Here is a 13,711-nt window from a genome sequence, read left to right on the forward strand (position 1 = left end):
GCCTTCGTCGCACCCGCGGCCGCCGCCGACGGATCCGCGCCCCGGGAGCGGTCGCCGGGATCACGGCCCCGACCGCCGTACCGCAGGATCCGAACGGAGGTGGCCGTGGAACGACACCTGCTGGAAACGCTGTTAGCGGGTAATAACAAGGCGTCCGTGACGGCCCTGGCCACCCTCCGCAGCGGCGCCACCCATTGGGCGGCGGACCGGGCACCCCCGCCGGAGTCTTCGAGCACCGGCTTCGGCGCATGCGCACGCGCGGACTCGAACCCCTCGGGCCGGAACGAGCGGTGCGGACTCCTCCACGAACACGGCCGGCCCGTGCGCACAGGGCTGGTCGACGCCGCCGATCGGACATGGACCACCCCGCTCCTCCTCACCGAGGACGGCGGCACCCTGGTGGCCTGCGCCGACTGGCCACCACCACCGCCGGTCACCGGGAAGCCACCGCTCCAGGAGGGAGGATGGTGCTCATGCGCGCTCTTTTCGACCCCCCTGGGCCTCGCCGCGTCTCGCCGGGCGAGTACCCAGTGTGGGATCAGGCTCTCGCCCTTCTGAACCGGGACCTGGGGGCGACGCTTCCCCAGCTGGAACCCCTGCAGCTGCTGGCCCTTCCGTCCTATGACGCGGATGAGCCGGAGAACGTCTACGTCGCCATGGCCAACGGCGAGTGGCACGGCAACCACTTGGATCCGAACTCACAGGACAGCCTTGCCTCTGCACCGGCGAGCGTCGCCGATGCCGCGCAGGAGACCGTCATGGAGCTTCTGTGGCAGGCGTGGCCCCTCTGCCCCGAGCATGGCCTGGGCATGCATCCAAGGGAGGACACCGAAGAGCGACTGTCCTGGTGGTGCGCGGGAGAACGGTTGCGTCGCGGCCCGGCTCATGTCCACGCGGCCGTGGGTGCACTCGACGCTTTGGGAGCGTCGATCCGTACACGGTCTTGAAAACCGTCGTGGCAGCGATGTCACCGTGGTTTCGAATCCCACACCCACCCCAGGTGAACGGCCTCTGACCAGGATCCGTGGTTGGGGACCGTCGGCTTGTCCAGTGCCGCATCAGGGAACGTTTGTCCTGTTACGACGTGCCGTCCGGGTACTGCCGTCACCGGGAACTGTCCGGCCGATCACGGTCGCGTTCCATCGGGCGGAATGCCCTGGGTGGATGCCCTGGAGATCGAGAACCCCTGGACGCCCGCCCACCAAGCAGTGGAGTCGAGCGACCACACCACGCTCACGCGCATCCTCGACGAGGGAGCCGACGTTGACGAGGTCTGCTGCCAGATGACCGAAGACCCCCGACCAAGATCGGTCGGGGGTCTTCGCGTCTCCTACCCGGAGCCCCCTGTCGGGTTCGAACCGACGACCCCCGCTTTACAAGAGCGGTGCTCTGGCCAGCTGAGCTAAGGAGGCAGCAAGTGAAGTGTAACCAACCCGGCCCCGCCGGCGGTCGGAAATCTCACGGGGCCGCGGGTGCTGACAGATCGGCCTTCGCCAGGTAGCGTCGCCCGGAGTTCACCCTGGTGGACTAGACCTCAATCCTTCCTTTACTCGGATCGTCCGGCACGTTCCTGCCGGTGAAGGGACGCATCACCATGGCTTCCGTCACGTTCGACAAGGCCACCCGGGTCTACCCGGGTGCCACCAAGCCCTCCGTCGACCAGCTCGACATCGAGATCGCGGACGGCGAGTTCCTCGTCCTCGTCGGCCCCTCCGGCTGTGGCAAGTCGACCTCCCTGCGCATGCTCGCGGGTCTCGAGGACGTCAACGCCGGCTCCATCCGCATCGGTGACCGCGACGTCACGCACCTGCCGCCGAAGGACCGGGACATCGCGATGGTGTTCCAGAACTACGCGCTGTACCCGCACATGACCGTCGCCGACAACATGGGCTTCGCGCTCAAGATCGCGGGCGTCAACAAGTCCGAGATCCGCGCCAAGGTCGAGGAGGCGGCGAAGATCCTCGACCTCACCGAGTACCTGGACCGCAAGCCGAAGGCGCTCTCCGGCGGTCAGCGGCAGCGTGTCGCGATGGGCCGCGCCATCGTCCGCGAGCCGCAGGTCTTCCTCATGGACGAGCCCCTGTCGAACCTCGACGCCAAGCTCCGCGTCTCCACCCGTACGCAGATCGCCGGTCTGCAGCGCCGCCTGGGCATCACCACGGTCTACGTCACCCACGACCAGACCGAGGCCCTCACCATGGGCGACCGCGTCGCCGTCCTGAAGGACGGTCTGCTCCAGCAGGTCGATTCGCCGCGCAACATGTACGACAAGCCCGCGAACCTCTTCGTCGCCGGCTTCATCGGCTCCCCGGCCATGAACCTGGTCGAGGTCCCGATCACCGACGGCGGCGTGAAGTTCGGCAACAGCGTCGTCCCCGTCTCCCGCGACGCGATCGCCGCCGCGTCCGCCAAGGGCGACACCACGGTGACGGTCGGCGTCCGTCCCGAGCACTTCGACGTCTCGGGCCCGACGAGCAAGGACGGCCTGGCGGTGACGGTCAACGTCGTCGAGGAGCTGGGCTCGGACGGCTTCGTGTACGGCGCCACCCGCGTCGGCGGCGAGGACAAGGACCTGGTGGTCCGCGTCGGCGGCCGTGACGTGCCCGCCAAGGGCTCCACGCTGCACGTCGTCCCGCGCGCCGCCGAGCTGCACGTCTTCTCGACCTCCACGGGCGAGCGCCTCAGCGGCTGAGAACGTCCACGGGCGCGTCGCGGCGACCGGGACGCGCCCCGGGCTCTGCCGTACGGCCCCGCATCTGTCGCAGATGCGGGGCCGTTCGTTTAAACGGGCTTACCCCGGAAAACCCCGGCATTCGGGGCCCCGTCCCGCCCTCGCGTCAACACGGAATTCGAAAAGCCGCCTCGAACCATCCCTCGCGAGAGTGACTAAATGTCGCCATATCACTACCGGCCGCTACGCTCGCCTGCGTGACGCACACTGCCCGCCGAATCGGCCGCTCTCTCGCCCTCGTCCTGCCCGTCGTCCTGGTGCTCTCGGGAACGCTCGCGGTGTCCGCCGTTCCGTGGGCCGGCCAGGACTCCGGGACCCAGCTCACCGCGTCCTCCACGGACGTCTCCACCCGGGCCAAGTCCCGTGCCCCACAGGATATTCTCCGCGACCAGCTCCTCGCGGAGCTTCAGGAGAAGGACCCGGGCACGGCCCTCACCCACCTCCAGCGCGAGGTGGAGAACCGGCCCTCCCTCGCCCGGCACTGCTTCTCCATCGCCCGGGCCCTCGGCCGCGCCGCCGTGGAGCACTACGGCCCCGCGCGCGCCCAGTCCTTCTCCCGCCCGGTCTGCGACACCTCGTACGCGACCGGCGTGATGCGCGCGAGCTGAACGCACGCGCGCTGAACGGCCTGACGCATACCGGGCGCCTATCGTTCCCCGTATGCACACCACTCCGACGCAGGCCGTGGTCCTGGCGGGCGGCCAGGGCTCACGGCTCCGCCCGTACACCGACGACCGCCCCAAGCCGATGGTCGAGATCCCGGGCACCGGGACCCCGATCATCGGCCATCAGCTTTCCTGGCTGGCCGCCGAGGGCGTGACGGACGCCGTCGTCTCCTGCGGCCACCTCGCCGAGGTGCTCCAGGAGTGGCTGGCCTCCGCGGACCTGCCGCTGAGGGTGACGACGGTCGTCGAGACCGAACCCCTCGGCCGCGGTGGCGGCCTCAAGTACGCCGCCACGCACCTGCCCGCCCCGGACCGGCCCTGGTACGCCACCAACGGCGACATCTGGACCCGCTTCTCGCTGCGCGAGATGGCCGCCTTCCACACGGAGCGGGACGCCCTCGCGACGCTCGCCCTGGCCCGCCCCCGCATCCCGTGGGGCGCCGTCGAGACCGACACCTTCGGGAACATCACCGACTTCATCGAGGCGCCGCCCTCGCCGTTCCTGATCAACGCGGGCGTGTACGTCTTCTCCGCGGCCTTCGCCGAACTCCTCCCCGACGTCGGCGACCACGAGCGGGCCACCTTCCCCCGCCTCGCCCGCGAACGCCGCCTGGCGGGCTTCCCGCTGCCCCACGGCGCGTACTGGAGGGCCATCGACACCGCCAAGGACCTGACGGAGGCCGCCAAGGAACTGGCCGCCCGGAAGGCCTGACCCGCGGACGCGCGGGAAGGGCGGCACCGCCTCCTCGCGGTGCCGCCCTTCCCGTTCCCGTACCGGCGTCAGCCCAGCAGGCCGCCGATCGGGTTCCGCGCGCCGCCCGTCGTCGAGCCGCTCTCGGACGGGGTGCTGGTGGAGCCCGTCGAACCGCCGCTCGTCGTGCCGCCGGTGGTGCCGGCCGGGCTGTCGCTGGTGGTGGGCGGCGGCGCCGGCTCGGACTTCGGGGGCGTACGGCTGGTGGTGCCGCCGGTGCTCGTGCCCTGGGTGGCGGTCGGCCGCTGCTCCTGGGTCCGGGTGGACTCGCGGGTCGACTCGGTGGGGCGGGTGGCCTCCTGGGTCTCCTCCTCGCTCCGCACGGGCGCCTCGCTGGTCGCGGTGGCGGGCTCGGGCGCGGTGGAGGCGGCCTTCGACGGGGCGCTGCGCGTCGGCTCCTGGGGGAGCGGCCGGCCGGGGAGGTGGTTGATCGGGTCGTCGTTGGGGCCGGGAACGGTGACCATCTCGGTGGAGCGGACGGCGCCGCCGAGGACGGAGCCGACGAGGAGGGTGAGGCCGACGACGACGGCGGCGAGGAGGGTGCTGCGGCGGGTGACGCGGCGGCGGAGGTCCCAGAGTTCGGCGCGGGGGCCGAGGGTGCGCCAGGCCTCGCCGGCGAGGCGGCCGTCGAGGGAGTAGACGGGGGCGCCGGCGATGATCAGCGGGGACCAGGCGGCCAGGTAGATGATGTCGGCGGAGTCGTAGACCGGGACGGTCTTCCAGCTGACGGTCAGGAGGAGGGCGGCGGAGAGCAGGCCGCCGACGACGGCGGCGACGCGCTGCCAGAGTCCGAGGACCGTGAGGACGCCGACGACGACCTGGAGGAAGGCGACGGTGAGTCCGGCGCCGACGGGGTGCTGGAGGGCGAAGTCGCGCAGCGGTTCGGCGAGCGCCCAGGGGTGCAGGGAGTTGAGCCACTTCACCATGGAGCCGCGCTCGCCGCCGTCGAAGTAGACGGGGTCGCAGAGCTTGCCCATGCCCGCGTAGATGGAGATGAAGCCCAGGAAGACGCGGAGCGGGAGGAGGACGACGCCGAGGTTCATCCGGCGTCCGGGGTAGTAGGCGTGCCGGACGTTGTCCTGTCCGTGGCGCTGCGCGGTCCGGGCGCCCGGCTCGTCCTGCTCGTACGGCTCGGCGGGTTCGGGCCCGAGGTCGTACAGCTCGTCGTAGGCGCCCTCGGCGCGGCGCATCGGCGGCAGCAGGGGCGGGGCCCCGGCGGGCACCACCGGGGTGGCCGTGGTGGTGTCGACGCGCGGGATGGCCTGGGTGTCCCCGACGCCGTGGCCGCCGTGCCCGGGGGGTTCGAGCGTGGAGACGGACGACTCGCGCACGGCCTGGAGGAGGCCGGTCGCGCCCGGCGCGGACTTCCCGGTCCACACGACGGGGCGACGGCGCGGGCCGGCCGCGCCCGCTCCGGACAGGGCGGCGGTACGGGCCGCGAACTTCGGCTGCGGGGCCGGCGCGAGCCGCACACGGAAGCTGGCGTGGTTCACGATCACCTGGGCGGGATCGGAATCCACCTTGACCATGCTCAGCGCGGGCTGATCGTCGAACCCCGGCCGGGGCGTTCTGGTGTCCACACTCATCTAACCGAGTGATGTGCGGTTAGGACACTGCCTTGACGGTTGCCAAATGTCCGAGACCCGTCAAGATCACGGCCGGGGCGCGTCCCTCGTTCGGGTCAGCCCATGCGGCGGCGGGCCGCCTCGTAGAGGACGACACCGGCGGCGACACCGGCGTTGAGCGACTCGGCGCCGCCCGGCATCGGGATGCGGACGAGGAAGTCGCAGGTCTCGCCGACGAGACGGGAGAGGCCCTTGCCCTCGGAGCCGACCACGATGACGACCGGGCCGGCCAGCTCCTCCAGCTCGTGGACCTCGCGGTCGCCGTCGGCGGCGAGGCCGACGACCGTGAGGCCGGCCTTCTGGTACTGCTCCAGGCAGCGGGTCAGGTTGGTGGCGCGGGCGACCGGGGTGCGGGCGGCGGTGCCGGCCGAGGTCTTCCAGGCACCGGCGGTCATGCCGGCGGCGCGCCGCTCGGGGACGACGACGCCGTGGCCGCCGAAGGCGGAGACGGAGCGGACGACGGCGCCGAGGTTGCGCGGGTCGGTGACGCCGTCGAGGGCGACGATCAGCGGGTCCTCGTGGTCGTCGAAGGCGGCCGCGGCGAGGTCCTCGGGATGCGCGTACTCGTACGGCGGGACCTGGAGGACGAGGCCCTGGTGGTTGAGGCCGTTCGTCATCCGGTCGAGCTCGGGGCGCGGCGCCTCCATGATGTTGATGTTGCCGCGGCCGGTGGCGAGGTTGAGGGCCTCGCGCACGCGCTCGTCGTTGTCGATGAACTGCTGCACGTACAGCGTCGTGGCGGGCACGCCGTCGCGCAGGGCCTCGAAGACCGGGTTGCGGCCGACGACCATCTCGGACAGGCCCTTGCCGCCGCGGCGGACGACGGGCTTGCGCTTGGCCGCGTTCCGGGCCATCGCGTTGGAGACGCGGTACGCCTTGTGGCCCTTGCGGTTCTCGGCCTTGGGCGTCGGGCCCTTGCCTTCGAGGCCCTTGCGCCGCTGGCCACCGCTGCCGACCGTCGCACCCTTCTTGTTGGACGTGCGACGGTTCCTGCGCTGGCTGTTCCCGGCCATGACTACCCGATTTCCTCTGCTGACGTACGAAGTCTGTAACTGAAGTGTGCCGCCCGGAGTCCCGAGCGGCACTTCTTCTAACGGTTGCCCAGCGTCCAGCGGGGGCCGTCGGGGCTGTCCTCGATGGCGAGGCCGGACTGGGCCAGCTGGTCGCGGATCGCGTCCGCGGTCGCCCAGTCCTTGCGCTCGCGCGCCGACTCGCGCTGCTGGAGCACGAGGCGCACGAGGGTGTCGACGACGCCGTGGAGCTCCTCGCCGCCACCGGACTCCTCGGCCCAGTGCGGGTCGAGCGGGTCCAGGCCGAGGACGCCGAGCATGGCGCGGACCTCGGCGAGGCGGGCGATGGCCTCGTCCTTGTCGTCCGCGGCCAGGGCGCTGTTGCCCTGGCGGACGGTGGTGTGGATGATCGCCAGCGCGTGCGGCACGCCCAGGTCGTCGTCCATGGCCTCGGCGAAGGCGGGCGGCACCTCGGCGGCGGGGGCGACGGTCGTCCCGGCCTTCTCGGTGGCGCGCTGGACGAAGCCCTCGATGCGGGCGAACGCCGACTCGGCCTCGCGCAGGGACTCCTCGCTGTACTCGATCATCGAGCGGTAGTGCGGGGTGCCCAGGTAGTAGCGGAGCACGATGGGGCGCCAGTTCTTCACCATCTCGGACACCAGCACGCTGTTGCCGAGCGACTTCGACATCTTCTCGCCGCTCATGGTGACCCAGGCGTTGTGCACCCAGTACCGGGCGAACTCGTCGCCGAAGGCCTTGGCCTGGGCGATCTCGTTCTCGTGGTGCGGGAAGATCAGGTCGAGGCCGCCGCCGTGGACGTCGAAGGCTGAGCCCAGGTACTTGTGGGCCATGGCCGAGCACTCCAGGTGCCAGCCGGGACGGCCGCGGCCCCACGGCGTCTCCCAGTCGGGCTCGCCCGGCTTGGTCGCCTTCCACATGGCGAAGTCACGCGGGTCGCGCTTGCCGGTGATGCCTTCCTCGGCGGGCTGGCGGAGGTCGTCGATGTCCTGGTTGGACAGCTCCAGGTACCCCGGGAAGGAGCGCACGTCGAAGTAGACGCTGCCGTCCGCCTCGTAGGCGTGGCCGCGCTCGATCAGGCCCCGCATCATCTCGATCATCTCGGGGACGTGACCGGTGGCGCGGGGCTCGTAGGTCGGCGGGAGGCAGCCGAGCGCCTCGTAACCGGCGTTGAACGCGCGCTCGTTCTCGTAGCCGATGGACCACCAGGGACGGCCCTGCTCGGCGCCCTTCCTGATGATCTTGTCGTCGATGTCGGTGACGTTGCGGACGAACGTGACGTCGTAGCCGCGGTACGCGAACCAGCGGCGCATGATGTCGAAGTTCAGCCCCGACCTGATGTGGCCGATGTGCGGGGCCGCCTGCACGGTGGCACCACAGAGGTAGATCGAGACGCGGCCCGGCGTGAGCGGGGTGAAGTCACGGATCTGCCGGGCGCTGGTGTCGTACAGGCGAATGGTCACCACACCAGGGTAGTGGGCGCGTGGTGGTGCCCCGCGACCTGATCGGGGTCACGGATGACGTTTTTCACCGGCACCGGCGGCTCACGAGCGGGCCACGGGGTACACGAGGGCGGTCGCGAGGGCGGCGAGGCCCTCCGCGCGGCCGGTGAGGCCGAGTCCGTCCGTGGTGGTGCCGGAGACGGAGACGGGTGCGCCCGCCGCCTCGCTCAGCGCCTTCTGGGCCTCGTCGCGACGCTTGCCGATCTTGGGGCGGACCCCGACGACCTGCACGGCGATGTTCCCGATCTCGTACCCCTCGGCGCGCACGATGCGGGCGGCCTCGGCGAGCAGGGTGACGCCGGAGGCACCGGACCACTCGGGGCGCGAGGTCCCGAAGTGGGCGCCGAGGTCGCCGACGCCGGCGGCGGAGAAGAGCGCGTCGCAGGCGGCGTGGGCGGCGACGTCACCGTCGGAGTGCCCGGCGAGGCCGTACCCGTCGCTGTCGGGGCCTTCCCAGAGCAGGCCGGCGCACCACAGTTCGCGGCCCTCCTCGAAGGCGTGGACGTCGGTGCCGATGCCGGTCCGGGGAAGAAGCGGCGGCTCAGAAGCCATCGTTGGCCCTCCTGCGGGCGAGTACGGCCTCGGCGAGGACGAGGTCGAGGGGGCGGGTCACCTTGAAGGCCTCTTCGTGGCCGGGCACGACGACGACGGGCGCGCCGAGCTTCTCGACCATGCCGGCGTCGTCGGTGGCGCCCTCACCGGTGAGGGCGACGGTGGCGTGGGCGTTGACCAGGGTGTCGTGGTCGAAACCCTGCGGGGTCTGGACGGCGCGGAGGCGGGCGCGGACCGGGGTGGCGACGACCTGCTCGGGGTCGCCGGGCTTCTCGGCCGGCTCGACCTCCTTGACGGTGTCGGCGACGGGCAGCGCGGGGACGACGGCGACCGCCCCGTCCCGTACGGCCTCGATGACGGCGTCCACGGTCTCGACGGGGACCAGGGGGCGGGCCGCGTCGTGGACGAGGACGGTGGTGACGCCCTCGGGAAGCGCCTGAAGGCCGAGGTGGACGGACTCCTGGCGGGTCTCGCCGCCGGGGACGACGAGGTAGTCGGTCCGCTCGGGCAGGGCGTGGGCGTCGAGGAGGTTCTTGACCTCGGCCGCCCCGTCGGGGGGTGCGACCACGACGACGAGCGAGACCGCGCGGGAGGCGGCCATCGCGCGGACGGCGTGGATGAGCATGGGGGTGCCGTTCAGCGCGCGGAGCGCCTTGGGGGCGCCCGGGCCGAGGCGTACGCCCCGCCCTGCGGCCGGGATCACCACGGCGGTACGACGGGGACGCTCTTCGTCTGACATCGGTTGCACTCCGGCAGGTTTGTTTCCGCGGCCGACATGGGTATGGCCTTCACCGTGCCGGACGCTCCGCCTTGACCGGGCCCTTTCCGTGACGACGGTCGAGGCGTGGCCGCGTCGGCACAGGGGCTCGGACGTGGAGAAGTTCAGGGGGTGCGGGTCACTGCAGCGGTGCGGTCACGTGGACGGGCCGCATGGGTATGCGGACATGCCGCAGCGCCCGGCGACAGCACTGTGTGGATCACAGTACGCCAGCGGGCACCGCGGCATCGCTCACTACATTCGCCACTTCACGTGCTGCACCGCGGAGTCGCGGCTCAGGACGCGAGGACCTCGTCGAGGAGGGCCTCGGCCTTGTCCTCGTTCGTGTTCTCCGCGAGGGCCAGCTCGCTCACCAGAATCTGCCGAGCCTTGGCGAGCATGCGCTTCTCACCTGCGGAAAGTCCGCGCTCGCGCTCACGACGCCACAGGTCGCGCACCACTTCGGCGACCTTGATGACATCGCCGGAGGCGAGCTTCTCGAGATTTGCCTTGTAGCGACGGGACCAGTTCGTCGGCTCTTCGGCGTACGGCGCGCGCAGCACCTCGAAGACCCGGTCCAGCCCGTCCTGACCGACCACGTCGCGAACACCGACGAACTCCGCATTGTCCGCCGGCACGCGAACCGTCAGGTCGCCCTGCGCGACCTTGAGCACCAAGTAGGTCTTGTCCACGCCTTTGATCTGGCGAGTTTCGATGGCCTCGATCAGCGCGGCCCCGTGATGGGGATAGACCACGGTGTCGCCAACCTTGAACGTCATGTGACAGGTACCCCTTCCGTGGCTATCCAGGGTAACACGGATTCGGCTTCTTCTGAATGGCGTTTTCGCAGGTCAGGGCATATCTCGGGGCTTGACAACGGCGACACGGACGTGCTGCGGAGGGCTTCCGGAGGACGGTATTCGCAGGTCGGAGCGGCTGTGCGGACGGAGAGAAACGCGCACGTTACACCTACCCGGAGGCTCCCCGAGAGGGCCTGATGCCCCGTTTTGTCTGGTTCGGAGTGGCCTTCTTCACCTACTCCGTTCGAGGATCGCTCACCCGCACGGGGGCATGCGGGGGTGATTCCCGAAATTGATCAGTGGACATCAAGCGACACCGGTGCGGGATTTTCCCCGGGAGCGGCTGCGGAGAATGCGGGGACGCCTCCGAATTGATCAAGGCGGTTATGTGAACAACAGGTCAATGGGTCGTGATCCGGCCACATGGGCGGGTACGCGACGAGCGCGCCGACCGGCCGACGGCGAGCCGCGGGAGGGCCCCCGCGGGCCCCCGGCAGCGCCCCCGGAGACGGCTCCGTCCGGTTAGGGGCGGGTCGGGTGCGGGACGCGGAGCGAGGCTCGGTAACCTAAGCGCGCTGACACACCCTTAGCTGTCCCTCGGTTCCCACGCCCGTCCGTACGTCCTAGGAGATGCCGCCGCCGTGAGCCGCAGCCTTCGACGCGGCGCCCTCGCCGCCACCGCCATCGCTCTCTCCGTCGCCGCGCTGTCCGCCTGTGGTGCGGGCAACGACGCGCAGACGCTGCAAGTACGCCCGGACAACGCCGCCGTCACGGTGGACGACGTCAAGATCCAGAACGCGCTGGTCGTCACCCAGCCCGAGCCCGGCGCCAAGGGCCCGGCCGTCGTCTCGGCCAGCGTCTTCAACAACGGCGGCACGCCGCAGACCATCGACGCGATCACCCTGCCCGGCACGAAGGCCGTCGTGCAGCTGAAGGCGGCCGAGGGCACCGGCCCGATCACCGTCCCGGCCCACGGCTCCGTCCTGATCGGCGGCAAGGGCAACGCCTCCGCCGTCATCGAGAACGGCTCCGAGGCCGCCCGCAACGGCGACGCCCAGAACGTCGTCTTCAAGCTGAGCAAGACCGGCGACGTCGCCCTGAACGCCTTCATCGTCCCGGCGACGAGCTACTTCAAGGACTTCGGCCCCGAGGCCGTCCCGGCCGCCCCGACCACCGCCCCGGCCGCCACGCCGACCGGCACGCCGGCGACGCCGGCCTCCCCGGCGACGCCGTCGGGCGAGCCGACGACCGCCGGTCACTGAGGCACCCGGACGTACGCCGAAGGGGCGCCCCCGGACGGGGGCGCCCCTTCGGCGCGTGCACGACGGTCGTCTACGGCTCGAACTTGTACCCCAGGCCCCGCACCGTCACCAGGTACCGCGGCGCGCCCGGGTCCGGCTCGATCTTGGCGCGGAGGCGCTTGACGTGGACGTCGAGGGTCTTGGTGTCGCCGACGTAGTCCGCGCCCCACACCCGGTCGATGAGCTGCATGCGGGTCAGCACGCGGCCCGCGTTGCGCAGCAGCATCTCCAGGAGGTCGAACTCCTTCAGCGGCAGGTCGACCTTGCCGCCGGAGACCGTCACCACGTGGCGGTCGACGTCCATGCGGACCGGGCCGGCCTCCAGGGCCGCCGGGGCGACCTCCTCCGGCTCCCCGCGGCGGCGCAGCACCGCGCGGATGCGGGCGACCAGCTCGCGCGAGGAGAAGGGCTTGGTCACGTAGTCGTCGGCCCCTATCTCCAGGCCGACGACCTTGTCGATCTCGCTGTCCTTGGCGGTCACCATGATCACCGGGACGTTCGAGCGGCCGCGCAGCTGGCGGCACACCTCGGTGCCGGGCAGGCCCGGAAGCATCAGGTCGAGGAGGACGAGGTCGGCTCCGTTGCGCTCGAACTCGTCGAGGCCGTCGGGCCCGGTGGCCGCGACGGCGACCTCGAAGCCTTCCTTGCGGAGCATGTACGACAGGGCGTCGCTGAAGGATTCCTCATCCTCGACGACGAGCACTCGGGTCACGGAAGGACCTCCGGGGCGGGAAGCGGTTCGGTCATGAGATCGGGGGTGGCGGAAGAGTCGGGCCGGCGGTCCCGTACGGCGCCCGCCTCGGGCAGCCGCAAGGTGAAGGTGGAGCCCTGGCCCTCGGTGCTCCAGACGGTGACCTCCCCGCCGTGGGAGGCGGCCACGTGCTTGACGATGGCCAGGCCGAGTCCCGTACCGCCGGTGGCACGGGAGCGCGCCGGGTCGACGCGGTAGAAGCGCTCGAAGACGCGCTCCTTGTCCTTGTCGGGGATGCCGATGCCCTGGTCGGTGACGGCTATCTCGATCACGTCGCCGGCGGGCGCGGCGACGCGGCGGGCGGCGATGCCCACCCTCGTACGGGCCGGTGAGTAGTTGACGGCGTTCTCGACGAGGTTGCCGAGGGCCGCGGCGAGCTGGCCCCGGCTGCCCCACACGTGCAGGCCGGCGGCGCCGCCGGAGACCATGGTGATCTGCTTGGTGGAGGCCGGCTGCCGGGAGCGGTCGATCGCCTCGGCGACGAGCTCGTCCACGGAGACCGGCTCGGAGTCGTCCAGCGGGTCGTCGTTCTGCACGCGGGAGAGGTCGATGATCTCCTGCACGAGGTTGGTGAGGCGGGTCGCCTCGATCTGCATCCGGCCGGCGAAGCGGGTGACCGCCTCGGGGTCGTCCGAGGCGTCCATGACCGCTTCGGAGAGCAGGGAGAGCGCGCCGACGGGAGTCTTGAGCTCATGGCTCACGTTGGCGACGAAGTCGCGTCGCACCGCTTCGATGCGGCGGGCCTCGGTGAGGTCCTCGACCAGGAGCAGCACGAGCCGCGAGCCCAGCGGGGCGACCCGGGCGGAGACGGCGAGGGCCTCGCCGCGTCCGCTGCCGCGCCGGGCCAGGTCCAGCTCCACCTGCCGTATCTCCCCGTCGCGGCGGGTGTCGCGGGCCATGTTGAGCATGGGCTCGACCGCCAGCTTGCCGCCTCGGACCAGGCCGAGCGCGTACGCCGCCGAGCTGGCCTTCACCACGGAGTCGCTCTCGTCGAGGACGACCGCGGAGGAGCGCAGCACGGACAGCACGGTGTCGACGCCGGGCGGGAGCACGGCATCGGTGTGCAGGGAGGAGCGGGTGGGGCGCGCGTGGTCGCGCTCGCTCCAGCGGAACGCCAGCATGGCGATCACGCCGGTGCACACGCCGGCGATCGCTGCCAATGCGGCGACCGCCGCGTTCACGTCCATGTCCCCAAGGTTATGCGGGCTCAGGGACACTCTCCCAGCCGTCCGAGTGGCTGCTCGAACA

At 71.2% G+C, this 13,711-nt stretch carries 13 protein-coding genes and 2 tRNA genes; 6 read left to right on the forward strand and 9 right to left on the reverse strand.

The window, feature by feature from the left end; translation table 11 throughout:
- Positions 1-464 precede the first annotated feature (464 nt).
- Both IE180_RS32280 and IE180_RS32285 read left to right on the forward strand, forming a co-directional pair.
- On the forward strand, positions 465-947 hold the full coding sequence (locus tag IE180_RS32280) for a hypothetical protein (RefSeq protein WP_308434457.1): 483 nt from the start codon (positions 465-467) through the stop codon (positions 945-947).
- Positions 900-999, forward strand: a tRNA-Ser gene (locus IE180_RS32285). The genes IE180_RS32280 and IE180_RS32285 overlap by 48 nt, the downstream gene beginning before the upstream one ends.
- 339 nt (positions 1,000-1,338) lie before the next feature.
- Here IE180_RS32285 and IE180_RS32290 read toward each other — a convergent pair.
- Positions 1,339-1,412: transfer RNA gene (locus tag IE180_RS32290), tRNA-Thr, on the reverse strand.
- A gap of 182 nt (positions 1,413-1,594) precedes the next feature.
- On the opposite strand from IE180_RS32290, the gene IE180_RS32295 reads away from it, so the two are divergent.
- The 3 genes from IE180_RS32295 (at position 1,595) to IE180_RS32305 (ending at position 4,108) form a co-directional block, all read left to right on the forward strand.
- Positions 1,595-2,692 carry an ABC transporter ATP-binding protein gene (locus IE180_RS32295; protein WP_190160499.1) on the forward strand — a complete coding sequence of 366 codons (1,098 nt, stop codon included), beginning with the start codon at positions 1,595-1,597 and terminating at the stop codon, positions 2,690-2,692.
- Between the two features lie 236 nt (positions 2,693-2,928).
- Positions 2,929-3,339 (forward strand): hypothetical protein, encoded by a 411-nt coding sequence (locus tag IE180_RS32300; RefSeq protein ID WP_190160500.1) that lies wholly within the window; start codon positions 2,929-2,931, stop codon positions 3,337-3,339.
- Positions 3,340-3,391: 52 nt separating this feature from the next.
- A complete protein-coding gene (locus IE180_RS32305) occupies positions 3,392-4,108 on the forward strand; it encodes a nucleotidyltransferase family protein (RefSeq protein WP_190160501.1) in 717 nt (238 codons plus the stop codon).
- 68 nt (positions 4,109-4,176) lie between these two features.
- Here IE180_RS32305 and IE180_RS32310 read toward each other — a convergent pair whose 3' ends face one another.
- The 6 genes from IE180_RS32310 to IE180_RS32335 form a co-directional block, all read right to left on the reverse strand.
- A complete protein-coding gene (locus IE180_RS32310; protein ID WP_190160502.1) occupies positions 4,177-5,733 on the reverse strand; it encodes a DoxX family membrane protein in 1,557 nt (518 codons plus the stop codon).
- 95 nt (positions 5,734-5,828) lie between these two features.
- Complete coding sequence (gene rlmB / locus IE180_RS32315; protein ID WP_190160503.1) at positions 5,829-6,785, reverse strand: 23S rRNA (guanosine(2251)-2'-O)-methyltransferase RlmB; 957 nt, start codon at positions 6,783-6,785, stop codon at positions 5,829-5,831.
- Positions 6,786-6,862: 77 nt separating this feature from the next.
- Positions 6,863-8,263, reverse strand: a complete 1,401-nt coding sequence (cysS, locus tag IE180_RS32320; protein WP_190160504.1) for a cysteine--tRNA ligase — start codon at positions 8,261-8,263, stop codon at positions 6,863-6,865.
- A gap of 81 nt (positions 8,264-8,344) precedes the next feature.
- Entirely contained in the window at positions 8,345-8,854 is a 510-nt protein-coding gene (ispF, locus tag IE180_RS32325; RefSeq protein ID WP_190160505.1) for a 2-C-methyl-D-erythritol 2,4-cyclodiphosphate synthase, read from the reverse strand.
- Positions 8,844-9,593, reverse strand: a complete 750-nt coding sequence (gene ispD / locus IE180_RS32330; RefSeq protein ID WP_190160506.1) for a 2-C-methyl-D-erythritol 4-phosphate cytidylyltransferase — start codon at positions 9,591-9,593, stop codon at positions 8,844-8,846. The genes ispF and ispD overlap by 11 nt, the downstream gene beginning before the upstream one ends.
- 314 nt (positions 9,594-9,907) lie before the next feature.
- Positions 9,908-10,390: a CarD family transcriptional regulator gene (locus IE180_RS32335; protein ID WP_003953493.1), complete on the reverse strand. Its 483-nt coding sequence runs from the start codon at positions 10,388-10,390 to the stop codon at positions 9,908-9,910.
- Positions 10,391-11,052: 662 nt separating this feature from the next.
- Here IE180_RS32335 and IE180_RS32340 point away from each other — a divergent pair.
- The gene (locus IE180_RS32340) at positions 11,053-11,673 is read left to right on the forward strand and encodes a DUF461 domain-containing protein (protein WP_190160507.1); all 621 of its coding nucleotides are present in this window, start codon (positions 11,053-11,055) and stop codon (positions 11,671-11,673) included.
- 70 nt (positions 11,674-11,743) lie between these two features.
- Here the strand turns inward: IE180_RS32340 and phoP are convergent, their stop codons facing one another.
- Positions 11,744-12,415 (reverse strand): two-component system response regulator PhoP, encoded by a 672-nt coding sequence (phoP, locus tag IE180_RS32345; RefSeq protein ID WP_466917248.1) that lies wholly within the window; start codon positions 12,413-12,415, stop codon positions 11,744-11,746.
- Between the two features lie 5 nt (positions 12,416-12,420).
- Positions 12,421-13,650 (reverse strand): two-component system sensor histidine kinase PhoR, encoded by a 1,230-nt coding sequence (gene phoR / locus IE180_RS32350; protein WP_190160508.1) that lies wholly within the window; start codon positions 13,648-13,650, stop codon positions 12,421-12,423.
- Positions 13,651-13,711: the final 61 nt, after the last annotated feature.

This window comes from Streptomyces litmocidini (genome assembly GCF_014649755.1).
Lineage (GTDB): Bacteria > Actinomycetota > Actinomycetes > Streptomycetales > Streptomycetaceae > Streptomyces > Streptomyces litmocidini.